19 protein-coding genes are annotated in these 23,627 nt (G+C 59.1%); 5 read left to right on the forward strand and 14 right to left on the reverse strand.

The window, feature by feature from the left end:
• Positions 1-4: 4 nt before the first annotated feature.
• The 5 genes from HDF16_RS09000 to HDF16_RS09020 are packed head-to-tail and all read right to left on the reverse strand — an operon-like array spanning position 5 to position 5,594.
• Complete coding sequence (locus HDF16_RS09000; protein ID WP_184215661.1) at positions 5-1,213, reverse strand: DUF4350 domain-containing protein; 1,209 nt, start codon at positions 1,211-1,213, stop codon at positions 5-7.
• Positions 1,210-2,241: a DUF4129 domain-containing protein gene (locus HDF16_RS09005; RefSeq protein WP_221312615.1), complete on the reverse strand. Its 1,032-nt coding sequence runs from the start codon at positions 2,239-2,241 to the stop codon at positions 1,210-1,212. Before HDF16_RS09005 ends, HDF16_RS09000 begins: the two co-directional genes overlap by 4 nt.
• A gap of 3 nt (positions 2,242-2,244) precedes the next feature.
• Positions 2,245-3,327 carry a hypothetical protein gene (locus tag HDF16_RS09010; protein ID WP_184215665.1) on the reverse strand — a complete coding sequence of 361 codons (1,083 nt, stop codon included), beginning with the start codon at positions 3,325-3,327 and terminating at the stop codon, positions 2,245-2,247.
• 21 nt (positions 3,328-3,348) lie between these two features.
• The gene (locus HDF16_RS09015; RefSeq protein WP_184215666.1) at positions 3,349-4,716 is read right to left on the reverse strand and encodes a methyltransferase family protein; all 1,368 of its coding nucleotides are present in this window, start codon (positions 4,714-4,716) and stop codon (positions 3,349-3,351) included.
• Positions 4,713-5,594: a hypothetical protein gene (locus HDF16_RS09020; RefSeq protein WP_184215668.1), complete on the reverse strand. Its 882-nt coding sequence runs from the start codon at positions 5,592-5,594 to the stop codon at positions 4,713-4,715. The genes HDF16_RS09015 and HDF16_RS09020 overlap by 4 nt, the downstream gene beginning before the upstream one ends.
• Before the next feature lie 224 nt (positions 5,595-5,818).
• On the opposite strand from HDF16_RS09020, the gene HDF16_RS09025 reads away from it, so the two are divergent.
• The gene (locus HDF16_RS09025) at positions 5,819-6,631 is read left to right on the forward strand and encodes a glycosyltransferase (protein ID WP_221312617.1); all 813 of its coding nucleotides are present in this window, start codon (positions 5,819-5,821) and stop codon (positions 6,629-6,631) included.
• On the opposite strand, the gene HDF16_RS09030 is transcribed toward HDF16_RS09025, so the two are convergent.
• The 7 genes from HDF16_RS09030 to HDF16_RS09060 form a co-directional block, all read right to left on the reverse strand.
• On the reverse strand, positions 6,628-8,313 hold the full coding sequence (locus HDF16_RS09030) for a glycoside hydrolase family 28 protein (RefSeq protein WP_184215673.1): 1,686 nt from the start codon (positions 8,311-8,313) through the stop codon (positions 6,628-6,630). The two genes, HDF16_RS09025 and HDF16_RS09030, sit on opposite strands and share 4 nt — an antisense overlap.
• Before the next feature lie 200 nt (positions 8,314-8,513).
• A complete protein-coding gene (locus tag HDF16_RS09035) occupies positions 8,514-9,812 on the reverse strand; it encodes a flippase (protein ID WP_184215675.1) in 1,299 nt (432 codons plus the stop codon).
• Positions 9,803-11,152 carry an O-antigen ligase family protein gene (locus HDF16_RS09040; protein ID WP_184215677.1) on the reverse strand — a complete coding sequence of 450 codons (1,350 nt, stop codon included), beginning with the start codon at positions 11,150-11,152 and terminating at the stop codon, positions 9,803-9,805. Before HDF16_RS09040 ends, HDF16_RS09035 begins: the two co-directional genes overlap by 10 nt.
• Before the next feature lie 151 nt (positions 11,153-11,303).
• Entirely contained in the window at positions 11,304-12,251 is a 948-nt protein-coding gene (locus HDF16_RS09045) for a polysaccharide biosynthesis/export family protein (RefSeq protein ID WP_184215679.1), read from the reverse strand.
• Positions 12,238-14,493: a GumC family protein gene (locus tag HDF16_RS09050; RefSeq protein WP_184215681.1), complete on the reverse strand. Its 2,256-nt coding sequence runs from the start codon at positions 14,491-14,493 to the stop codon at positions 12,238-12,240. The genes HDF16_RS09045 and HDF16_RS09050 overlap by 14 nt, the downstream gene beginning before the upstream one ends.
• A 470-nt stretch (positions 14,494-14,963) precedes the next feature.
• The gene (locus HDF16_RS09055; RefSeq protein ID WP_184215683.1) at positions 14,964-16,157 is read right to left on the reverse strand and encodes a glycosyltransferase; all 1,194 of its coding nucleotides are present in this window, start codon (positions 16,155-16,157) and stop codon (positions 14,964-14,966) included.
• Between the two features lie 41 nt (positions 16,158-16,198).
• Complete coding sequence (locus HDF16_RS09060) at positions 16,199-17,233, reverse strand: glycosyltransferase (protein WP_184215685.1); 1,035 nt, start codon at positions 17,231-17,233, stop codon at positions 16,199-16,201.
• 162 nt (positions 17,234-17,395) lie between these two features.
• On the opposite strand from HDF16_RS09060, the gene HDF16_RS09065 reads away from it, so the two are divergent.
• A complete protein-coding gene (locus tag HDF16_RS09065) occupies positions 17,396-18,277 on the forward strand; it encodes a glycosyltransferase family 2 protein (RefSeq protein WP_184215687.1) in 882 nt (293 codons plus the stop codon).
• A gap of 80 nt (positions 18,278-18,357) precedes the next feature.
• On the opposite strand, the gene HDF16_RS09070 is transcribed toward HDF16_RS09065, so the two are convergent.
• Both HDF16_RS09070 and HDF16_RS09075 read right to left on the reverse strand, forming a co-directional pair.
• Positions 18,358-19,251, reverse strand: a complete 894-nt coding sequence (locus tag HDF16_RS09070) for a hypothetical protein (protein WP_184215689.1) — start codon at positions 19,249-19,251, stop codon at positions 18,358-18,360.
• A 156-nt stretch (positions 19,252-19,407) separates the two neighbouring features.
• Positions 19,408-20,298 (reverse strand): glycosyltransferase family 2 protein, encoded by an 891-nt coding sequence (locus tag HDF16_RS09075; RefSeq protein ID WP_184215691.1) that lies wholly within the window; start codon positions 20,296-20,298, stop codon positions 19,408-19,410.
• A 386-nt stretch (positions 20,299-20,684) separates the two neighbouring features.
• Here HDF16_RS09075 and HDF16_RS09080 point away from each other — a divergent pair, with 386 nt between their 5' ends.
• The 3 genes from HDF16_RS09080 (at position 20,685) to HDF16_RS09090 (ending at position 23,521) form a co-directional block, all read left to right on the forward strand.
• Positions 20,685-20,921, forward strand: coding sequence for a hypothetical protein (locus tag HDF16_RS09080; protein ID WP_184215693.1), 237 nt, complete (start codon positions 20,685-20,687; stop codon positions 20,919-20,921).
• Positions 20,922-21,436: 515 nt separating this feature from the next.
• The gene (locus HDF16_RS09085) at positions 21,437-22,267 is read left to right on the forward strand and encodes a 2OG-Fe(II) oxygenase (RefSeq protein WP_184215695.1); all 831 of its coding nucleotides are present in this window, start codon (positions 21,437-21,439) and stop codon (positions 22,265-22,267) included.
• A gap of 93 nt (positions 22,268-22,360) precedes the next feature.
• A complete protein-coding gene (locus HDF16_RS09090) occupies positions 22,361-23,521 on the forward strand; it encodes an acyltransferase family protein (RefSeq protein ID WP_184215697.1) in 1,161 nt (386 codons plus the stop codon).
• Positions 23,522-23,627: the final 106 nt, after the last annotated feature.

Raw genomic sequence — 23,627 nt, forward strand, 5'->3', positions numbered from 1 at the left:
TCTCCTATTGTGACTTCAAATGCTTACCCAACGCTTCCATGTCGCTGTCCAGGGCCTTCACCAGCGCCAGCACAGTCTTCGAGGAGAGCGCTCTGTCTCCGCCATCCATCGACTGCGCCAGATGTTCCGCTACAGTGTCCCAGTTCCCACCCAGCCTGTGCTTGAGCGCCTCCGCGATCTCCACCGGCGGGCGGCGAAGCGCTTCGTGCGACAGGCCGCAGCGTTCGTGCAGATAGCGAAGCAGGCGGCGCCTGGCACCGGAAGTAGCCACCTGCGTCGCACCGGCCTTGTTGTAGAGATGTCCCATCGATTCCGCGAACTCCAGAGGCGAGCTTCGCACCACCTGCGCGGTGGCCCGAACAGGGCCGCTCCTGCGGCCGAAGCTCAGCACCAGCAGCAGGGCCACGATGCCGGATTGAATCAGCAGCGACCGAATAGGCAGCCCGCGCGCCTGGTCCCACACCGAGGTGGTACCGCCATGCAGCGATTCGTCGAAGAGTACGTGTCGGCCTGGCTCTCCAGCGCTGGCGAGCAGAAGCTTCAGGCTAGCGTCCTCCTTCAGGCCGCGATTACTCATGGGTAGTGGCGTGCTCCACCAGACTGCCTCGCCCTGTCCCACCTTCAGCGTAACGGCGACAGCATCGCCGCCGCAGCGCTGCTGCACTCGTGTCGCGACGGTATCGCTCTTCCAGCGGACGGGATCTTCCATCGAGACCTGCCCTGCAAGCGCAAGCCGTCCCTGCCCTTCGGGCGTCGAGATGCAGAGGCCTTTATAGAACTCGGTGGGCTCCGCCGTCTCTCCTCCGGGAATCAGGTACGCTCCATTGACGCCGGTGGCGATGACCCGGCCGCCTCGGTCGAGGAAGTCCTCGATCGCGTCCGCGACATCTGCCTGATCCTCGGGTGGAACCACTGGATTGGCGAGCACGAGCGTCGTGTGCGGCGCATCCACGCCGCCGAGGTCGCTGGTCGATCCCTCCCAGCGCTCCGAGTTGTAGCCTAGCTTCTTCAGCAGCAGGAAGGCCGCCTTCACGCCGGCCGATCCGCTGTTGTACGAAGACGGAGAGAGATCGTCATCTTCTGCCGCCGGAGCGAAGAAACTGACCAGCAGAATGGCTGCGAGCATGGCCGCCGACAGAAGAAGCACGAAGCGCTTCTGTTGGCGGCTGACGTGAACCGTTACGCCGGAAGGCGCGGCATCGACTGTGCTCACGAGGACCTCAGTTCGTCGTAGACCGCGCGGGCCTGCTCATAGTCGGCCCGCGCCGCCGGGTCAAGACCGTACCAGATGCGTTCAAGTTGCTGGGTAAACGCTCGCAGAGGTCGGTGCTGAGGCGCATCCGGCGGCACCAGCCGCAGGTATTCGCGGGGCGTGCGAACGCTGTTCTGCCGCCACAGACGCCGGCCCTCAAGCTCGGTTACAGTTGCCCAATAAAGCGCATGGATGGCCTCGCGCCAATCCTCCGCGGCGGCGGCTTGTTCGGCCAACGATGCCCAGACCTTCGCGGTCTCCTGCGAGGCAGTGATCGCGGCCGGATGCTGCAGCCGGACCGCCATTCGCTGGCGATCCAGCATGCGCAGTACCCAGACCAGCAGGCCAGCCAACGCGAGCAGGAGGAAGCCGTACATGATGACCGGGCCAAGCCACGGCGCGCGCTGGCCCAAATTCGAGACGCCGCCAAAGATGCGCCCAAGCCAATTGATGAGCTTTGCGCTCAACTGCTCCCAGATGCCGTTCCCGGTGACGTGTTTGAACTCTGAGCCGGCCAGGATCGAATCGGCATCCCTGCGCGCCTGCTTGAAATTGGTGCCGGGATCGTGCGCTACGCCTTGACCGGTGTCGACCCCAGCCTCGCGAAGCTGGTCGCCCAACCTCGCCTCAGCCTGCTGCAACAAGGCCGTCCGGTCCGCGAGCTTCGCATCCTTGGCTTTGAGCATCAGGTCCCACAGCCAACTCCACCGCACGTCAAATGCAGGCTTGTCATCATGGGGTGGAATGCGGTCATTGCTGCCCGCCTTAGCCGGATCGCAGGCGGCGGGGCTGTGTTCGCAAGCACCGACCAGCTCCCGCAACGCAATTAGGTGCGCGCGGTAGCCATCGAGCGGCTTTGCAGCTGGCCGATCTGCGGGCTGGCCGACGGTCAGTGTCGAAGGAGTCTGCGCGCGCACGGCACCTATGCTAAGCACAAGTAGAAGACAGAGACGCGCTGCGGAACTCCGATAGACAAGCCTACGATCCATGCTTCAGAGTTGCTCCGCAGAGTCCGCCACGTGGACAACCGGCATCTCGATGGACTCGAGCGGCGGAGTAAATTCAGCCACGACCGGAGGAGGCCCCGAACGTTCCAAGAGGAACTCGATATCGAAGCCTTCCTTACGGATTCGCTGGTCAATATAGAAGAGGCAGAGTCCGATTGCGCCTACGGGTCCGATCGCAGCGCTGGCAAAGAATCCGATGACCAGCCCGAGAGCCTGGCCAAGTAACAGTTGCAGTGGGCCTTTGGTCTGCACAAGAAGAACCAGCAGGGGACTTTGAATGGCAAGCACAACGAAGTAAAGCACCATGATGAAGACGAAGAGCAGAAAGATGCGGCCCTTGCTTCCCGCAGTCAGCACCTTGCTGCGCCGCATCGCCACTCTTGCTTTGAGGTTTTCCATTACGGCGGCAGGCACCCCAAAGGAGTTCCGTATGTAGGCGATCGTGCCGTAGATAAGGCTCAGTGAGGCCAGAAAGAACATCAACCCAGCGATCCCCATTTTGCTTCTCATCCCCAGTCCGAAGATGACCAGAGGAGGGATGATCAGCAGGGTGAAGATCCAGCCAGCGCTCCATAGCTGCCAGAGAGAGATGCCGAAAAATCTCGCCCACCGCGCGGAGACGGCACGAAAGGCGATTTTCATCGAAGTCGCGTCGCCGAGATAGATCGCAGAGACTGCGGAAGTGGTCGCCGCCTGCGTGACCCCGTATACGGCGAAGTAAAGGACGCTCGCGACCAGAGACAGGGCGACGAACGCGGCGCTTCGGCCGATGCTTCCCGCGTTGGCCGCGGGTCCGGTCACACTTCCCAGCGCGACGACTCCGAAGAAATACTGGAAGAGAAGTTTAAAAAGCTCCATCACAACGTGTATCCCGGCTGCGATGGAGGCTAAGCCGACAAAGAGCCAGAAGTTCGAGCGGTAGAGGAAAAACGTCCGGTCGAGGAGTTCACCGGTTGTCAAGGGCCGAAGCTCATATCGTGACTGCGCTGGAGTAACTGGAGGAGGAGGCGCGGCTACGAGGCCATCTCCGCCCGATCCATCCGCTGTGAACCAAGCCTGATCGGCCATCGTCGTTCTCCGATGTACATCTCATCTGTCGTTCGGGGTTGAGGCAGATGTTAGCACAACGGCTTTGGTCTGAGGCATACCTCCTTCGGTCAGTGTCTTCCCTTGCGCGGCACAGGTATAGGCAGGGACTATGCGCGGGCCCAGGCCGCTCGCGTCCATCACGAGCTGGATTCCTTGCCAGATCAGTGGAAGTCGCAGCGCGGCGCCTGCAAGCGCCCAGAGCAGATGGAGATGTTCGAGAGCGCGGCCAAGAGCTCGAACTCCCTCGACGCTGCGGGAGCCGTCGCGCGGATCGTAGCGCATTCGGCGAATCGTTCCCGGCGGCAGAGTCTCGGCGTCAAGGATCTCCAGACCGACGAGGTTGCGTGCCTCCAGCCATCGACGCAGTTCAGAGCACGGACCGCAAGTCGCGGCAATGTAGAGCTTTGCGGATTCGCCGGAGTGAAACGGACGCCATCGCGGGAGCCAGTTGCGAACCCCGGCACTATACTCCCGCCACGGATCGCCGAAGCGGAGTTTCAGATCTCGACGCTCGTCCCAGTCGGCGATTCCGGCGCTGTAGATCGCGGACATGGCCGCCGCCAACAGCAGCCATCCGTTCCGCAACAGACCGGCCCAACAGAACATGACGAGCGTGCACGAGGTCTGCATCGGGTTGGCAAGGTAACGATAAATACCGCTTATGACCAGGCGCGTCGGCGGGTCGTAAGGGATCGGAGTTCCGTCCCCGCGCGTGGCGAACTCCACCACGGCGGCGACTCCGGGCAAAGCCAACAGAAGGACTAGCTGGATGCTTAGCTGGAGTTGCCATTCTGGAAGTCGTAGCAAGGGAAGCCAGCCATCTCCGGAGCGCAGGGCAAAGATGATCTCTGGAATGAGGAAGAGGAAGAGAAGACCGGCGGTTATGGTCTGTAGAGCGGCACGTGCCTTGAGGTGGGTGTTGTGCTCAGTCCAACGGGCGATGCAGAGCGCTGGTAAGAGGACGAGGGCTATGGCGAAAGCCTCACCGGCGAGCCACGTTGGCTGCAGGTGCACGATCGCTTTGCAGAGCGGCATGAGGTAGAGGTCGATTAGGGCAAAGATTGCTAACGGCCATGCGATTCCCGAAGAAGAGAAGACGATCTGCGGCACCAGCCCCCACAGGATGACCCAGCCAAGATAGAGCTCGAGCGGCATGCCGCAGAGGCTGGCACCGGCGTTCGGGAAGGTCCACCAGCCCGCCATCTGGTTGAGGCGCTGCATCACCAGCAGTGTTGTCGCTACCCAGAGAAAGCTCAGAAGCAGAGCGGCGAACCTGCGCGGACGTCTGGACGTAAGCAGAAACGAAAAGGCTGCAGCCATCAGGGGCATGTAGAGTGCCGCCGCCCTGGTCCACGCTACCCCGTTCATTTCGTCATCCCTGTCGGCATGCTAGTAGCAGGCTCGGCGTTAACCGCGATGAGATAACGGGCGGCTTCGCCGACGGTCAACCTCTCCCACGGGACGAAGTACCATGCCGGATCGAGCTGACGTGCGAAGGTCACCTTCCATGTCACGAGGGTGCTTCCCGCGTTGATCGGCATCCACGAAACATCGGAACTTTCCCAGCGCAGCCATTGGGTGAGCTTGCTGGCGTCGCTTACGGTTTCGAAGCGAACGGAGCTGCGATCGCGGCCGGTCACGCGCATCATGAGATCTCCCGGAGGATCGCCTTCGGCCCCTGAGAAGTGAATCGTCCGGGTCGCGCCTTCATCGAGGCCGCTTCCCTGCGCGTACAGAGGGCGAGGAAATCCTATGGCGAGATAGCGCGGTAAGGGTTGATCGATTCTCGGGCTGAGGGAGAGCGAAGCTTCCACATCCGCGGCCGACGCCGGGACGACGCGCGAGACGGTGACGGACTGCTCGCGATCAAAGGTCAGCTCGGGGACTACTCCCTCCAGGCACAGCGGCAGCAGGACGATGGCGACACAACCCAGCGTGGTGGACCGCCGCGCGCGGAGCCAGTCGACGAGCAGGCCAATGACGATCCCGACAATGTAGAAGAGGGGTGCCGCGAAGAGGATGCAGAGATATCCTTCGCCCAGCAGAGGCGCGATGATGAGCAGGGCGAGCGTGATTCCCTTGACGATGCCGCCGGTCACCGTCCTCGCCTTGGGCGTCAGCGCAACGAGGATGGCCAGTACCGCCGGAACTCCCAGGAACATAGCCGAGCTTTGGCCAAGGTGCGTGTGGCGCAGCAACCGGTAGAGGAACGAACCTGCAGAGAAGGCGATTGCGAGTGCAATCACTTTATATCTGGAGGGATCTAGTAATGTCTCTTGGTGGCTGGGTTCTTCGTTGTCGGCCATGTGTCTCAACCTCACTCGACATATTTTTGAACACGATCAAATAATGCGCCCGACCCGAACGCGTGTCAAGGAATTCTGAACACGTTCTATTTCTGCGGCAGGTCGAAGGCTCGACGCTTCCATCCAGTTTCGGCCAATGGTGAAGTATGAAACCATGGAGATGCGTGAGCTCGGCTACTGAAACAAATCGCTGTCATTCGACGATCGTCGTCCCCTGCTACAACGAAGCATCCCGCTTTCGTCCAGAGCCCTTTCTCGCGTTTTTAGCCGACGATGGTGCCTATTCCCGGCAGGTGGACTTTCTCTTCGTGAACGATGGCAGCAACGATGGGACTCTGTCCGTGCTTGAAGCGTTGCAGTCGGAAGCCGCGAGGATGGGACATCCCGACCGTATCGCGATACTCGATAAGAAACGCAATGGCGGCAAGGGTGAGGCGATTCGCGACGGGATTGCGGCGGCTCTTTCGCCCACCGGCCAAGAGCAGCCACCCGCGTGCGACTACATCGGATTCTGGGACGCGGACCTGGCCACGCCGCTCTCGGCGATCCCGCAGTTCCTCGAGGTGATCGAGGGCCGGCCTCATCTCCATATGATCTTTGGGTCGCGGATTCGACTGCTGGGCCGGACGATCCGTCGCAATCCAGCGCGGCACTACCTGGGCCGGATCTTCGCGACAGCCGCCTCGAAGACGCTCTCGCTACCGATTTACGATACGCAGTGCGGAGCGAAGATCTTCAAGGCTACACCCGATCTCGCACAGGTGATTGCCTCACCGTTCATCTCCCGGTGGATCTTCGACGTGGAACTGGTGGCCCGTTACATTCAGTTGCGTGGACGCGAGTTTTGCTTCCGTTCCATCTACGAGTTCCCGCTGGATTCCTGGGAAGACGTCGCCGGCTCCAAGGTCGGGCCGTTCGATTTCTTCTATGCGGCCTTCGACATCCTTCGCATCTACCGGCGATATGTGGCGCGCTAGTTGGCCGATCCCACGGCCTCCTGCGGGACCTCGGGGGTGCGCATGACCGGACTCTTGCTCTGCGACAGATCATTGCCCTTCATCTGCACATCGTGCGAGTTTGCTCCGGAGACCTTTACGAAGACTCCTGTGCCGGCGGGTGCGCGATTGCCCTGAATACGCGCTATCTGCGTGTTCCTTAGATCGATGAAGGGCTGTGAGGGATCGCTGGGTGTGCCGGTTACATTCTGCACCGACAATCGCTTCACCTCATCGCAGACGAGCACGGGGCGGGGATCGTGGGTCTGCGAGTTGATGGTTACGTTCTGCAGGGTGAGCCCCTGAACGTGGCGGGCGTAGAGTCCGTAGGCCGGGAGTCGGCCGAACATCGTGGCCTTCGGATAGCTTGCGGCTACCTCCGGCACAGGTGCCTGGAGCCAGGCAAGGTTTCCCGGTTCGACCGTGCTGATCGAGACATCGCGCAAGGTAATGTTTTGAATCTCAAGCTGCGGAATCCCGGTGATCGACGAGGTGACGGTCGCGCCGGTTGCCTGCACGTTGGTGACCCTGACATTGCGGACCGCACCAGTGAGGAGAATTTTGCCCTCCTCGGCCAATTTCTGTTTGCCGGCGGCGGTCTGAAGGCGAAAGCAGATCGGCGCGCGGACGTTCGTCATCTTGATCCCGGAGTAGGTGACGCCATCTACGTAAGAGTTGTCCCATAGCATGATCTGAGCTCCAGAGATCGGTCGCTCGTTCTCCGGCCCACTGGTCCCGTAAACCTCGCAGTTTTCGAAGGTCGTATTCACGATAGGGGCGGGCCCTTCGGGACCGATGATGAGCCCGTTGCAGCAGGTGGTGACCCGGCAGTTCATGATCTTCACGTTGCGCGAGGCCTGGTTGCCCTGGTAGAAGTTGCCGCTCTTGATGCAGATTGCGTCATCGCCGGTGATGATATCGCAACCATCGACGAGAACGTCTTCGCAGGCCTGCGGGTCGATGCCATCACAATTGGAAGCATCGATCGGGTTCCTGACGGTGACCTTGCGGATCAGCACGTTTTTGCACCCGATGGGACGCATGGCCCAGCCGACGGAGTTCTGCAGCGTGATGTTCTCGACGTGCAGATTAGTCACGTTGCCCATCTCAACCATCGGCGAGATCTGGTGAACTCTCCGTCTGCCCAAGGCAGCTACATCGCGCCATTGATCCTGGGGAGCGACGGGAGGACGCGGATTGGGGGCGAAGTAGTTGGGGCCATTGCCATCAATGGTGCCGGGGCCGAGGATCGTGATGTTCTCTGCGTTCAATGCGAAGAGGAGATGAGCTCCGACAGAGACCTTGGTGATGGCGACGGCGTCGGCCGGGAGAACAAAGTCGGAGTAGTTGGGGCTTGCCAGGATCTTCGCGCCGGCCTGCAACTGGAAGGTCACGTTGCTCCTAAGCCGCACCAGGCCGGTGACATAGGTGCCCGGGCCTAACAGGACAGTGCCTCCGCCCGCAGCGGTGCAGTCGTCGATGGCTTGCTGGATGGGTTGTGTGTCGAGCGTCACGCCATCGCCCTTTGCGCCATAGCGGCGTGGATCGAAGACCCGCCCTGCCTGCCCTCCGTACCCGGAGAGAGGCTGCGCCCATGCTTGAGTGCTTGCGGCCAGAGCGGCGGCGGTTCCGGCTGCGGTCTTCATCATGGATCTGCGACTCAAGCTCTTCTTCAAAAGTGTCCTCGTAGTCTGTATGGGTCGCTATGTCCTGGCGGCTGCGCGGGAGCGCGGCATGGTGAAGCCACCGCCGCTATCTGTAGGATGTCGACGGAATGGTTGAGGAAACCCGCAGCCCCGCTTAAAGTTGCAGCCAAAAGCCTGAGGCCGCAGGGCTTCACTCTTCATTCATGCGGGGTGCAGGGCTATTGCTCGCCCAGCAGCACGCCGGAGGCGAGGGCGTTCTGCTCTGCCTTACGGCAGGCATACTTCAGCATGAACCAGTTCATCGCGCCCAGGCCCGCGTCGGTCAGCAGGCTGGACCAGGCCGCTCCCTGCCAGCCGTGACGAGGGATAAGCCACAGATTGAGCAGGAAGTTCACGGCAGCAGCCACGATTTGCGTATAAGTGCGGTACTTCTGAAGTCCTGCGCCCATCAGAGCTGTTCCCGTCATCTGGTGGATGCTGCGGAAGAAGGGGATGAGGCTGAGCCAGCGAAGAGCGTAGACGCTCTCCGCGTAGTCCTTGCCGATGATGTGGGGAATGATCGGGGCAAATAGGAAGATGCACGCAGCGGAGAAGACTCCCAACAGCATCGCCCGCTTCAGCAGCGAGTTTGCCAGTGCGGCCGCGTGGGTAACGCCCTTAGCTCCCTGCTGAAAGAACTTTGGCGTAGCGGCATCGCGCACTGAAAATACAGGGATGCTGGCGATCTCGACCACACGGTAAGCCATGGAGTAGATGCCGTTCTGCACGTTCATCCCGTAATGGCTAAGCATCGTCTTATCGACATCGTTGTAAGCGGATGAGGTTGACTGCGAGAAGGAGTACTGTAGGCCTTCAGCGGCATGACGTCGCATCAGGCTGAAGTCGAACTTTGGCCGGCCAAGCCGCACGGTCACGGTGATCACCGCAATCAATGCGCCAGCAAGAGAGACGAAGAGCGAGACGACAACCCAGTTCCACGCAGTCGCATGGTGCAGCAGGACCAGCATCGCGACGGCGGCGATGGCACGCATGATATTCGTCAGTAGGTTCATCATCGCGGTGACGCGAAGCTGTTCGAACGCCTGAAAGACCTGTCCGGCGGCAACTGCGATCTGCGTACAGAAGCAGACACTGACGGCTGCTGGAAAGATCAATGCCGCGCTTAGAGGATTGAGAATAAAGCGTGCCGTGAAGTAGAGCACCGCCGAGACCAGGAAGCTGACGGTGCAAGTGATCAGCAGGATGTTGCCCCAGTAGACGGGGAACTTGCTCTTGTCCGGGCTTACGTAGCGAAGAAAGACAGTTCCGGAACCGATCGTGCTGTACTGGCTCGCCATGGATACCAGGGCGAAGGTTCCAGCGTAGATACCGTATTCGCGGCTGCCGAGAAGTCGTGCCAGCACGATGAAATACGTCGTCTGGAATATAAGACCAAGTCCCTGGCCCAGAAACATCCAACCAGCATTTCGAGCCAGCCTGCTCTGCTTGAGCTTTGCAATCTCCGCCTTCAGGTCCATGCAACCCCGAGCGACTTGATCCTGCGAGCTTCGTTCTCAAGTCCTACATAGGCCATCATGAAGATCGGCCACTCAATGGCGTTTGGGAACATAAATTTGTTTCCGTCTACCAATGTGAGCAGGGTGTAAAAGATGAGCACGATATACCAGAGAGCGTAGTTCGGGGTATTGCTGCGGAAGCAACGAACTGCATTCACAGTCCCCTTCACCAGCACCCAGGAGAGTACAAACATGCCAACGAATCCAAGTTCCAGAAGCATCTGAAGAACGCCGTTTTCAGCGTTGCCGAGAAAGGGATCGCCTGCCGCCAGGGCAAGCCGATGCGCCTCGGGGTTCCGGACGGTAAAGAACGCGTCATATCCGAAGCCGACAATGGGCGACTTCACGATCGCGAGCGGGGCAATGGCCCAGATAACCGTGCGACCACTGAGGGTAGGATCCTTGCCGATGAACTTGAGGATCGGGCCGCTGTTCGCATAGACCAGCCATAATCCCAGAGCAATAGCTGCCGGCGTGAAGCCCGCTACCAGAATTCTCTCAGTCGGCCTAAGGCGATGCATGAATCGCAACAGAAGGATGAACAGGACGAGGATAATCAAGACGCCCCAGCCGGTTCTCGCCAGCGCGGCGACGATCAACGCCAGGTTCAAGCCGATATACGTCATCCGCTTGACGCCGCCCCATTTTCCAGGAAAGTGGTAGAAAAAGCCGGGAAGCAGAAACAGGATGGTGATGCCGGAACATGCGTTTTTGCTGGGATAGATACCTTCGGCACCTACCGTCGCATTTTTGTAGTCGATTCCGGCGATAGGCAAGGCGATGATCAGCACAAAACTGACAACGGCCGCAACGAGACCGGATAGGAGGACGAGTTGCAACTGCTGGCGCGGGTTGAACCGTACCGCCAGATAAATTCCAAATACTGTCAGCACCAGAGAGAGGATCGAGAAGGAGAGTGTACGAGTGGGTTCCGAGGACCACAGCGTGGAACAAATCGCCCATATCGGCAGGAGAAATAGTGGCCAGTTGGCGCGGCAGGTCTCAATCAGGCGATTGATAACGGGGTACATCACCAGCACCATGATGCCGTAACAGACAATCAACTCTGCGGAGTGTAATGCTGAACCCTGGCCGGTCTCTGGAGTGACCAGGCCGCCCACCCTGCTATTGAAACTCATGCCTTGGATGGAAAACGCGCCTCGGGCAGCAATGAAGAGAATTGGCCCCAGGATCGCGTAGGTGACGATCAGTCCGAAGATGGAATCCGATGGCTGGGTACTCTTAGCCGCCCGGGGAACGGGCTTTGTGAAGACGCCCTGAGGGGTAGCCAGTGTGCTCATTCGTCCCCTCCTCTGCGAAAGCCTTTCGCTCCGCTTACGCCGTGCGTTCGGTCCGGCAGTCGTCCCATTTTATGCGAGCGTCACAAGTCGACCAGGTGCATTTCATACCCGAGCGGCGGGCCGATCATTGGAACGGCCCGCTGACCGAAGTTTAGTGGAAGGCGTAGATAGTGGCACCGCCCGCAGCACTGACGAGCCCGGTCACGCCAAGGAGAGCGTTCTTCAGGTAGCTGAAAGGTACGTAGATAATGTCGCCCGCCTGGAGAGAGCGATCCGCTTGCTTTCCCTTCTGCATTGCGGACAAAGGTAAGTGAATATCTTCATACTTTCCGTCCGGCAGCTTACGGATGAGTCGCGCAGCGGCAGGAGATGCCGTCCTGTTGGTTGCGCCCGCCAGAGCGATCAACTGAAGCACCGTTAGTGGAGCATCGTTGTTCACAATCGGAAATCCGCCGGGCTTGCCAACATCGCCCAGGACATAGACCAGTTCAGCATGAGCGACCCGGACGGTATCTCCCGGGAAGACCATGACATCGCGGCTCAGAAGCGTGGTTCCGGTCCGCTTGATTCCTGGCGCGCTCGAGTCAGGAGTAGTCAGTGGAGAGTTAGCTGTGTAGAAGGTGAGCAATTCCCCCGTTACGCGGCGCTGAACGACGACTGTTCTGTCCGCGTCCGGAGTGAGTCCACCAGCTAGAGCCAGAACCTCGGAGATCGTCCTGCCGGTCGTGATCGGATAAGCGCCGGGAAGATGAACCGCACCTAGTACCGAAACCGACTGCGTGGCGTAGCTATCGACCGTCACTGTGATTCGGGGATTCACCAGATAGTGCGAACTCGACATGAAGTTGGCAATCTTGGCGCCTGCCTGCTCCGGCGTGAGGCCGGCGATCTTGATGCTGCCGCCCATTACTAAGGGGAAATCACCGGCATCAGTGACCCGGCTCTGCTGATTCAACTCGCCAGCGTCGAAGTAAACGACGTGGACCAGATCTCCCGGCCCGATCAGCAGGCTCTCTTGCGCGCGGGCACCAATCACTGCGAAGAAGAACAGGAAGATCGCTACAATCTTCGCCGATGAAAAGGTCTTATACAGTCTCATGCGCGTCCTCCTGGTAGTAGTTGGCGGTCGTCTTGCCGAAGTAACTCTGGTAGAGATCAGAGCTGGTGCTGACTCCGTTCAATACAACCGCGATACTGTCCGGTTTGGATCGCGTTGCCAGAATCTGGTAGGCGCGAGCCAGCGAAGCCTCGTCCGTGACGCCTTGATGCGCCACCAGGACCGTAGAGTCAGCCAGGCTGCTCAAAATCGCAGCGTCTACGACTGGTAGCACCGGAGGCGAATCAATTAGGACGAGTTCAAACTGCTGCTTCAGCTCATCGATCAGGAGATTCATCCGAGGCGAACTCAACAGCTCGGCGGGGTTTGGCGGCGTAGCTCCCCCAGGAAGGAGAAACAGATTTGGCTGTTTAGGCACCTGCAAAAGTGTAGGCGCAACCGGCGGTCCCGAGAGCAGGGTCGAGAGTCCCTCTTTTGCCGTGAACTCAGGGCTAGCGTCCGCTGTGCTGCGGAAGTCCGCATCTACAAGCACGACGCGCTTGCCCTGCTGTGCAACGCTGACCGCAAGATTGCGGGCGGTAACGCTCTTACCTTCGTGAGCGTTGGCGCTGGTCACGACGATGACCCGGTGTTGCGCAAGGCCTGCATTCACAAGTGAGCTGCGAATGCTGCGGACCGCTTCACTGTATGCCGATCGGGGAGCTGAGAGGGTGCGCAGCCCGCGCATACCTTCGAGGGCAGGCTGGCCGCTTCCATACTTGGGAAGGATGCCAATCAGCGGGAGACCCATCTGTTCGACCTGGGCTGTCGAATGGATGCTGCGGTCGAGTCCTTCCGCGATCAGCATTCCGCCAAAGGCAAAGAGCAGGCCGATGGCGATCGAAGCCGCCAGCAGGAGCAGGACGTTAGGCTTAGAGGGATTGGCGGGAACCCGAGCCGGGTCAACAATCGAGAGGTCGCCGCCCTTCAATCCCTTGAGGACTCCCGTCTCCTTCAACTTCTTCAGCAGGTCCTCATAGAGCGTTCGGCTCTGGTTGGCCTCGTCACGTTGAATCGTGTAGTCGACTGCCTTGTCCTTCAGGTTGTCGGCGGCACGATGGTTTGCTTCGTTCTCGGCACGGATCTGATTTTCGTTCGACAGAGCAATCTCATAGTCATTTTTAGCCCTGCTGGCCACACGCGCTACTTCATCGTTCAGCGCGCTGTTAACGTGGTCCAACTGCGCATGGTATTCGGCCATCCTCGGGTAGGCGGTCCCGTACTTTAGCTCTCCGTCGGCAATCTGCTGTTGCAGGGTCGATTGTTGCAGGCGTAGATTTTGGATTAGCACCAGCGAGTTCGCGACGGGAGCCGATGCCGCCGCGCCCGACGTGCCGCTCAACTCCGAGATCAACTCTGCGTTTCCGGTCCTCACCGCTTTGTAGACAGCCTCCTTCACGATCCGGCTCTGATTGGCGGCCGAGAGAGCGGCCGTGGACTGCTGCAACTTGTCGAGGACGCTCGAGTAAAGCTGCTCGTGACCATTGCTGTCCGTGCCGAGGCTGAACATGTCAGTCCCCTTCTGAAGCGACGCGAGTTTGGCCTGATCGGCCTCGCTCTGCTTGCGGAGGTCGGCAAGTTGACTCTGGAGAAACTCGCTGGCCTCGGAGGATGAGGCGTTCTTCGACTCAAAGGAGAAGTCGGTCAGTCCCTGGACGAGCCGGTTCACAATCGCGGCGGAGAGTTTGGGATCCGGATCAGCATAGCTGACCTGGATGAGACGGGTTCCGGTCAGCACCTTGACCTGGAGATTCTTCTCGAATTTGCGAATTGCCCGCTCCCGGCGGCGGGGAGAGTCCTCGAGCGAAGCCCCCTGGGGGTCGGTCTTGCCGGATGGAGTAAAGAGCCCCATAACCGCGCTGATCGGGTTCCAGTTAGACACGAAGTCGGGCGTAGCCTCGAGATTCAAGTCGCGAATCACGTTCAGCGCCAGCGTGTCCGACTGCAGTATCTGGGACTGAGTCTCAAGATTCATGTTAGCGGCAGCAAGGTCACCGCCGAGGGCAGCTCCTGGCCCACCGAGATCGGAGAGATCGATCGCGGTCGAACCTTCTTTCTGAACCTGGACCACGGCAACCGCCGCGTAGCGCTTCGTCGCAACCATGCAGTAAAGAAGGGTAATAAAAACGAATGCCCCGAGAATGATCAGCCCAACATTTCGGCGCCTGCGAAGCACTCGAACCAGATCGTTTACAGTAAGTCCCGCTTCAACGGCCTGCGGTGTGTCGAGCGCGTAGTTTGCCATTTTCCTCTTTCATTACGACACTTGGGTCAGTGCGATGTGTCTGAAGATCCCTGGGATCAGACTATCTAGCTCTTGGACTCGCCTCTTTTGTGTCTGGACGGTTCGGATGGTTGTTGGCTCGGAGGGATAATACCCTCGGTATTCACTTTGCCTGGTCGAGAAACCGTGTGAATGGAGACACCCCTAGCCCTGCCCGATGCAATTTATCGAGTAAGGATTCTCTCTCTTCCTAGCAAAGCTAACTTGACCGAAAGTTACCATCCGGGGTTTTGAGTGTCAAGAAAATCCAGCCTTGCGCACCCACTTAGAAACTACGTCATACAGCCTGAACGAACAAACTTGCTGGCGCAAGAAACACCTGAATTTGCAGCCACTTACCGTCGCAACCGGGGAAGGGAAGATTGAGCCTGGGACCTACCCGTGAGATGGTCGGGCTGTCGATCCGGCTGCCTGAAACAGCTTCGGCTGCCCTAAGAATCTTCGACGGCAACCGCCTCCTGTGACTTCTCTCCGGGCCGGAAGTCTGCGCGGACAACGTCGTAAATGTTCTCCAGACATGCCGTCTGCTTCTGTACGTCGAACCGAGACCGCACCCATCGTAGCCCTTCTTCCCTCGAGGCGGCCCAGAATCCGTCATCCTCCAGATAACGAAGAAGGTGAGCCGCGAGCATCTCGACATCGCGCTCTTCGGCGAGCAGCCCGGTCACCCCTTCCTTCATAGTCTCCGGGATGCCTCCATGACGGCTACTGACGACAGGGACACCCATTGCCTGCGCCTCCGAAAAGACATTTCCGAAGGCTTCACTCATTCCGTCGGCGAGGGTGACGCTGGGAGCGCAGAAGACCCGGGCCTTGTCCAGCCACTGGTGAATCTCCGACTGCGGTCGCTCTCCGAGAAACCGGCAACGAATGCCGAGCTCTCCTGCCAGACGTTCAAGCTCCGGCCGGAAGGTGCCATCCCCGATGACGACCAAGTGGGCATCCGGCTGCCGCTGCTGAACCTGAGCCATAGCCCGCAACAGATAGTCGCACCCTTTATAAGGCACAAGGCGGCCGACGTAGAGGACGAGGCTGGGGTCCATCTCTGCGACCGGGAGCACGGGGGTGAATTTCTTCAGATTCATCCCCGTGTAGTGCACTCGCAGCTTGGCCTCGGGAAATCCGGCCTTGATAGCTTTGCTCTTGATGAACTCCGAGACGCAGAGAAACATGGATGCGCGCTTCCAGAGCCGTTCCCGCCACGCCAAATAGGGGCGCTGAAATAGCTGTTTCTGCAAGGCTTCGTCGGCCATCAACTCCGCGCCGCCTCGAAGATGCAGCATGAGCGGGAGCTTGGCCGCATCCGCAAGAAAGACCGCTGCCGGTCCACCCTCGGCAAAGTGTCCATGAAGGATATCCGCCCTCGCCGAGCATACTGCCGCGTGAAATCCCGGAGCGACTCCTGTCCAGCGATAGGCTTCGCGCCGGATGCGCGCCGCTCTGGTTCGATCGCTGGTCAGCATGATCGGGGCATGCTCCAGGGGGTAGTTCTTGTCCGCTGGGATCAAGCCGACGTACTGGGGTTGATACCGCGTAAGCGCGTTCACCTGCAGCGGAATAAACGTCTGTGTCGAAGGCAGCATGCGCTCCGCAAAGACCAGCACCTTCTTGTCCCGGCTCTCCAAAACTCTCCTCCTAGTCGATCAAATGAAGTCGCATGCGTTGCTCAGGCGAATACCTTCAGATACGCCACCCTGACCCTCGCCGCCGTGTATCTCTCGCCGATGATGCGATAGCCTTCCCTTGCAAGCTTTGCTCGCACCGCGACATCCGTTGCCATTCGCGTCATGGCCCCCTCCAGCGAACCCGCGTCACCCGACGCGAAGAGCATCGCTCCGACGCCGTCGTCTGTGATCTCCCGATGCACAGGCAGGTCGCTCAGGATGCACGGAAGTCCCCGGCCCATCGCCTCCAGGCTCGACATCGGCAACCCCTCCGGTCCGAGCGATGGCATACAGAAGACGTCCGCCAACTCATAATAAGGTTGCATATTTTTCTGAAAGCCGGCGAACTCGACCTTACGGGAGGCGATGAGTTCGGTCGACATCTCTTCGAGCGCGCCCCGGTAGGGTCCGTCACCCACGACGACCAGCCTCGCGCCCGGGACTTCGCGGACGGCTGAGATCGCGAGATGGATTCCCTTGTACCGCTCGAGGCGGCTTGCGCACACGATGACGACCTCGCGTCCGGCTTCGCAGCGGACCATCTGCGGCGCACTCTGCCCAGCCAGCCAATTTGGGATAACCACGGTTGGGACTGCGGGCCGGATCTTTCGAACGCCGATCCCCACCGTCTCGGAGACGCAGACCACCTGGGTGGCCAAATGAACACTGATGCGCGCCAACGCCCGGGGAAGAAACTTCAGCGGGGCGCGATACCAGGGAAAGAGCTCCATCTCGAAGGGCCCATGCCGGGTATAGACCGCGCGGCGGCCCAGTAGGCGGGCCTCCAGCATCAGAGTCGCCTCCAGAAAGCCGTTTACCTGGATAATGTCGATCCGGTCGCGGAGCAGAATGAAGGGGAGAATCAATGCGGTCAACAGGAACCTGAGCGGCTTCAAGCCCCCCCCGAAAGTGGGCAGAAGAATGGTCTTAGCCCCAGCTGCTTCAAGCCGCTTTGCCAGTTCCGGCAGCACGCAGAGAGCGCGCAACTCCACCTCGCCGGCGAGAAGCCCTGCAAGGCTCACCAGGTAATTTTCCACGCCTCCGAAGTGGGCCCCCAGGTCGATCAGCAATACTATTGGCTGTTTTATCAAAGACTTGGATACGGTTTTTTCATCGTCCGCCACTAAAAAGTCCCCCACAGATATTTTTTTGATGCGTTAGCGTAAACTTCGCGCGGAGATCCATGATCTAATCGATATATGCCGATCATTAGCTTGGTATGCGCTACCAAAGGAAGGACCGGAGAAGTGGAGCAGTTGCTGGACTCCCTCGTCGCGCAAAAACATGCGTCGATGGAGGTAATTATCGTTGATCAAAATCAGGATGACCGCCTGGTACCGATCATCGAGGCAGTCCGCGACAGACTCGACATCAACCATCTGCGCATGGAGCCGCGTGGGGTATCCGCAGCGCGCAACGCGGGTTTCAGAGCGGCGCGTGGTCGTATCGTGAGTTTCCCCGACGATGACTGCTGGTATCCGTCAAGACTGGTGCGGGATGTTGAAGCCTGGTTCAATGACCGTCCTGATTACAAGATTCTAGCTGTAGGCTGCACGGACCAGGACGGTGTGCGCAGCGGCAATCGCTGGTTTCAGGAAGAGTGCGACTTGAAGGTTTCGAACTCTCTCCGCACCACGATGTGTCCGACGATGTTCTTCGATTGCACGCCTGAAATGCGCAGGGTTTTCTTCGATGAGTCTCTCAACTACGGCGAGGACACGGATTTTTGCCTCCGCCAGTTGAAGACGGGCATAAAGGGCAGGCTCGATTCGAAGATGAACATCTACCATCCAGTACGCGACATGCTGAGTGGCACCGTCACTGCCGACCGTGCCGTGAAGTATGGCAGCGGCATGGGGGTTCTGGTTCGGCGTCACGCTACCGTTGTGCTGTGGTTCGCGCTGCTCGCCTACGATCTTCTCCGCGCAGCGCTCGTTGCCTGCCGCGGCCGGATGCACGATGCTTCGATCGTGGTGGCCCATGCGCGCGGCCTGACCCGCGGATACATGAAGGCGGCCCTGATTGGCGACTTCAGCGCGATTGAAAAGCGTCGCTTGCTGGTCGACGCCGACGACGTATAAAGCAGCCGGTCTTCATGGCCTACTTACAAATCAAAACCAAGAGCGGAACTTCGGTTCCGCTCTTGGTTTTGCGGTCGGATTTAGTCCTTCGGCGGTGCGGCTGCGGACTCCTGGAGGATGTAGGCCGACTGGAGCAAAGCGATGTCCGCAGCGGTATAGGTTCTGCGAATCTGAACGTCGTTCTGAGAGCCATGTACGTTGCCCTGGATCAGGCCCGTCCCCTGGGTTCCCGGCAATGTCGGGAAGCTTTGTTCCCATGGCTTCACCTGCCGCACCTGGAATCCGCCGCGCAGGGCTTGAAGATGCAGCCAGACATCGTCTGCCTTGGGACAGAGTCCCACGAAGTCCAGGCCTGCGGCCTTCAGCTGCCGCTGCAGCGCTGGTGGATAGATGACACCGGAGACACCGGTGGCAAAGTTGAGGATGCTCGGCTCAGTCGAAGCGCACCTCTCCCAGGTTACGTAAGGAGCGAAGCCCGGGCCTTCGAGCAGGATCTTGTGCGCGCGGCAGCAAGAGACTAGCCCCGGGTATTGCGTGAATCCATCGGCGAGCCCCTTGAGCCATCCGGCCGGGTAGAGCGTGTCGTCATCGGCCGTGACCAGAGGAGCATTCAGAGCAGTCTGGGACTCTAGGTATGGATAGTACTTCGTATGCGGGCCGTAGCTGCCGGCGAGTCGGACCTCGAGCCCGCGGGCCTCGAGCCTTCGCAGCGAGTCTGGTCGATTCTTGAAGGCTGTCTCGTCGTCAAGCCAGAGGATCAGCCGTCTTGGAAGCAGCACTCCCCTGCCGATTGACTCTAGGGTGAGATAAACCGTATCGATCCGCTTTCCATAGCTGGTCATCGAAACGACCGGCCCGTCCGCTGAGATGACAGATGCGGTATCTTCGCGGTTGCGGCGTTTCAGCCTCCGCAGACAAAGGCCGGTCGTGCGGAGATCCAGGCCGGCCATTTCAAGCCAGAGCCGGTGCGTCACTGCCCCAGGTCTCAGTCCCGAATTTGGGTGGTAGTTCGGCAGTAGACTCTCCTTTCTAATCCCTCGTCAGCTCCGCAAAAGATTACTTGGCGGCTGATTGACGCGCAGGTCCCGGTTTATGACGCTTGAAACACAACTTGGGCAATCCGTCCTGAGCTAATCCGGCTGGGTCTGGGCCATGAGGAACCCAATATCGTCAGGGCTGTAGGTCTTTTCAATCTGCAGGTCGTTCTGTGAGCCATGGACGTTTTCGACCACGAGGCCGATGTCCTGGGTTCCGGGCAGCTCCGGAAAACTCTGTTCCCATGCCTTCAACTGCTTAATGCGGAAGCCTCCACGCAATGCCTGTTGGTGTAACCAGACATCGTCGGCACGAGGGCAGAGATCTTCAAAACCTCGTCCGGCCGCCTTGATTCTTTCCTGTAGTTCCGGCGGATAGATGGTGCCTGAGACCCCGGTAGCAAAATGCAGGAAACTCGGCTCCGTCGACCGGCAGCGGTTCCAAGTGACGTAGGGGGCAAACTTGTCCCCTTCAAAACGGACGACATGGGCACGATAGCAACTAACAAGTGAGGGGAACTCTCCATAGCTGTCCGCAAGTCCTTTGAGCCAGCCATGAGGATAGACCACATCGTCGTCTGCGGTCGCCAGCGGGGCATCCAGCAAGGTACTGGACTCGAGATAGGGATAATACTTCTTGTGCGGCCCATAGTTCGGGGTCTGGCGGACCTCGAGCCCCCGCGCCTGGAGCCTGCGAAGCGTCGCCGGGAGATTTTCCAGCCTGTCGATCTCATCGAGCCAGAGGATCAAGCGGCTTGGGCGAAGCAAGCCAAGGGAAATGGACTCCAGGGTGAGATAGACCGTATCCACCCGCTTTCCATAAGTTGTCAGAGACACAACCGGCCCCCCGGCCGCGCAGACCGGCTCATGCGACGCCGCGTTGCGATTCTGCAGCCGCGCTAGCAGAAACCTTGACCTCCTCATATCCTCAGAGGCAAGCTTCAGCCAAAGCCTGTGGAATAGCTCCCCAGGCTTCAAATCCATCATGCGTTTGATCGTAGGCAGAAGTCTCTCCTTATCCGGGATTTTGCCCAGGTCTTTTAGTCCGGATCACACGTCGGTTCTTCGGTCCGGCGTGTCTACTCTTCATTGCTTGGGTGATCGAGTGCCGGAGCCGGTTCACCCTTTGCATGGTGGCTCCAAGGCGCTCGTTTGGAGATTATGGGCGGCACGCAGATCTCCCGGCAAGGGAGGCGGAGCGCGAGAAGCAGTTTCATCAAGTGCGGTACCACCAACGCGCCATGTACTCAGTCATGCGCTGGCATCTAAGATCAGGAAGCCGACGAATAGTGCGACTCAGCCGTCGTCTGTTTCAGGCTACCAACGAGAACGACTTATATCAATTTGAATCCTGTACCGCTTTCGGAGATCTTATGCCCCCTCCACGGATTGAGAAGCACTCGAACGATCTGAAATTGCAGCGAATTCTTTCCGCACCTACCTGGCGAGCGCGTTTTTTTGAGGCTGCTGCGAACGCTGCCGCCGCCATCGTCAAATACTCGATTGAGCAACAGGATGCGATCGGTGCCTCGGTTTGGATGGAGCGCCAACGTTTCTTCCGTAGAAAGGCCGTCCTCTCCGGGGCAGCTGCCGCAATGGATTCGGTTTAGCCTCTTCTCTTCGTAGCTCCGACGCTCAGGCTGCTCGGAATTCCGCAGGACAATGGTGCGGTTCGAAAAGACGCAATCAGGCAAGACAACATATCGCACCGAATTCCATTTGTCCTGACGCACTCGTCAACTATCGTTCGTTATTCTATGTCCATGTTTTCCACCCCTGAACCCGAGCGGCCCTCAGACGAACATGCCCCGGAGGTAGCCTTGACCTATCCCTGCAGGCTGCTCTACAGGTATGTCTGGCTAAATCTTCTGTTCGCTGTTCTACTCGCCTCCAATCTCTGCTTCCCGAGGACTTTGGAAGACCTCGATATGGAATGACGCCAGCCTGATGACGGGGAGATCTCCGATTGTCAAAGTTTTTGCCAATTGCTAGAATGCTGGTGCGGCTAACGCTTGCCAGGAGCCAGCATCTTCTGCAATTACAATTAGTTAGCGGGTGCCGGACCGAGCGATAGCTGAATCGCTCCGGGAATCCTTTGGCAACACAGATTTGACCGGGGTGACTCATGCAGACCGAGACCGCTATAAAAACCACGCACATTGGTCACATCGAAGGTATCGCTTCGATGCTCACTGATCGAGTCAATCTTCCCGCGCCGACCACGGAGATGTACCAGAGGTACAAGAACGCGGTTCCCTTCCCTCACCTCGTCATCGACAATCTCTTCCCAAAAGAAACGCTCGAAGACATGCTCGAGGAGCTGCCGCCCCTGACCGACGATAAGTGGGTCCATGACCGGAATGCGCAGTCGGTCAAATCGAACTTTCGCTCAGCCGTAGACCTTGGGCCTTGCGGCTACCAGTTCGCAGCGTTCCTGAACTCTGCCGGCTTCCTCTACCTCCTCTCCGAGATGACTGGAATCTGGGGCCTGCTGGGCGATCCCTACCTAGGAGGCGCGGGATACCATGTTGTTCCGGCGGGTGGTAAATTCGAGATCCACGCGGACCGTAACACAGACATGAACACGGGACTCTTCCGCCGCCTGGCCATGCTCACCTACCTGAACCACGACTGGGATCCGGCGCTGGGCGGACAACTCGAACTCTACAACGACGATGCTACAAAGTGTGAGAAAGTCGTGGAACCGATTTTCAACCGGACGCTGATCATGGAGATCGGCGATAAGAACTTCCATGCCGTTCGCCCGGTGCTCTCGGATACGCGCTCACGGATGTCCTTTGCCACCTACTATCACACGGTCGGCGAGAAGGACTTCAAAGCGCACAGCTCGATCTACGCGCCAACCTTCTACCAGCAGAAAGAACCGCTGGGTCGTCGCCTGGCCAAGGACCTGCTGCCTCCGATCGTGCTTCGGGCGCTCAAATCGGTCAAGTAGGCTAACCGCGGCGTCGGTTGTTGACAGTAGTGGGCGGCAGACGACACAGCGCAGGCTACGAACGCAAACTCCTTGGGAGCCCAGAGGACACGTATGAGCGCCGCGCCGAACTCCAGTGCCGACAAGATTCATCCGCTCACCTCGCTTCGATTCTTTGCGGCCTTCTTCGTCGTCATCTACCACACACTGGGGAACCTGGTACGCGGACGGTTTCTTCCAGCAAATATCAATACCCCGCATCCCGCGGATGCGCTGCCGAACTTCGGCAGCCGATTTCTCTCGATCGGATTTGTCTCCGTCAGCTTCTTCTTCCTGCTCTCGGGCTACATCCTTGCGATTGTGTATCTACGCAGAGAGAAGCCGATCGATAGGCGCAAGTTCTTCATTGCGCGTTTCGCGCGGGTGTACCCACTCTTCTTCATCACACTGCTGATGGATCTCCCATTCTCCTTCCGGATGCTGGCACGGCTTTCCAGTATGCACCACGCCATGTTGAAGATTCCCATTAACTTCGTGGTGGAGACGCTGATGCTGCATGCGTGGCTGGTAAAGTTCTCGGGTATCAACTTTCCCAATTGGTCTCTCTCCGCTGAAGCTGTGTTCTACCTCAGCTTCCCGTTCATTGGATTGCCATTGTGGCGTTTGCGAGGTAAGGCGCGCTGGACGGCGGCGGTTCTTCTATTTGTTGGGGGACAGGCTCTTGTCTTCGCGTGGTCAACGAGCTTTGATCTCTCGCCGCTTCAGCCCATTCCGCTGCTGCATCTATCCACCTTCGCTCTCGGCATTCTCCTGGCGAGTTGGCAGTTCGATGCACGCAGGCAGAGTCCGAAGCCATGGCAGGCTTACGCTGCCCTGGTAGCTGCGGCGATCGTGATGGTTGCAGCCGTGGAAACGTCGCCTTGGATACCGTTGCACAATCTCGGAGACGGCATTCTCGCTCCCATCTTCATGCTCCTGATCTGGGCGCTTTCGAGCAGCGCTACGGGGCTTTCGCGAATGCTCAGCGTCCGCTGGCTCGTAGTGTTGGGTGAGGCAAGCTTCGGCCTCTATCTTCTTCACATTCCCGTGCTGCACATCTTCGAATCGGTTCACTCCATCGCCCAGCCGTGGGCGTACGCCCTGTACCTCGCGCTGACAATTATCTTGAGCGTTCTAAGCTTTTATTTCGTGGAGGCGCCGCTACGCCGATGGATTCTCGCAAGCTTCGACAGGCATCCTCGAGAGTCTTTAGAGGCGGCATCGATTGCTCAATGAAGAAGTTCAGGCACGCTGTGCTCCTTGATTTCGAAGCTCGCTCTGCGCCTGTGCGATACGCTTTGCACAGTGGGCTGAGACTGCCCGGCGGATGATACGAGCCACA

The sequence above is a fragment of the Granulicella aggregans genome (assembly GCF_014203275.1).
Taxonomy (GTDB): Bacteria; Acidobacteriota; Terriglobia; order Terriglobales; family Acidobacteriaceae; genus Edaphobacter.

What these genes read in the sequence shown, in the direction of transcription:
- HDF16_RS09090 (WP_184215697.1), top strand. Translation starts at nt 22,361, where the DNA reads ATGAGCGCCGCGCCGAACTCCAGTGCCGACAAGATTCATCCGCTCACC.
- HDF16_RS09075 (WP_184215691.1), bottom strand. Translation starts at nt 20,298, where the DNA reads ATGATGGATTTGAAGCCTGGGGAGCTATTCCACAGGCTTTGGCTGAAG.
- HDF16_RS09065 (WP_184215687.1), top strand. Translation starts at nt 17,396, where the DNA reads ATGCCGATCATTAGCTTGGTATGCGCTACCAAAGGAAGGACCGGAGAA.
- HDF16_RS09085 (WP_184215695.1), top strand. Translation starts at nt 21,437, where the DNA reads ATGCAGACCGAGACCGCTATAAAAACCACGCACATTGGTCACATCGAA.
- HDF16_RS09005 (WP_221312615.1), bottom strand. Translation starts at nt 2,241, where the DNA reads ATGGATCGTAGGCTTGTCTATCGGAGTTCCGCAGCGCGTCTCTGTCTT.
- HDF16_RS09045 (WP_184215679.1), bottom strand. Translation starts at nt 12,251, where the DNA reads ATGAGACTGTATAAGACCTTTTCATCGGCGAAGATTGTAGCGATCTTC.
- HDF16_RS09080 (WP_184215693.1), top strand. Translation starts at nt 20,685, where the DNA reads ATGCCCCCTCCACGGATTGAGAAGCACTCGAACGATCTGAAATTGCAG.
- HDF16_RS09010 (WP_184215665.1), bottom strand. Translation starts at nt 3,327, where the DNA reads ATGGCCGATCAGGCTTGGTTCACAGCGGATGGATCGGGCGGAGATGGC.
- HDF16_RS09050 (WP_184215681.1), bottom strand. Translation starts at nt 14,493, where the DNA reads ATGGCAAACTACGCGCTCGACACACCGCAGGCCGTTGAAGCGGGACTT.
- HDF16_RS09040 (WP_184215677.1), bottom strand. Translation starts at nt 11,152, where the DNA reads ATGAGCACACTGGCTACCCCTCAGGGCGTCTTCACAAAGCCCGTTCCC.
- HDF16_RS09015 (WP_184215666.1), bottom strand. Translation starts at nt 4,716, where the DNA reads ATGAACGGGGTAGCGTGGACCAGGGCGGCGGCACTCTACATGCCCCTG.
- HDF16_RS09035 (WP_184215675.1), bottom strand. Translation starts at nt 9,812, where the DNA reads ATGGACCTGAAGGCGGAGATTGCAAAGCTCAAGCAGAGCAGGCTGGCT.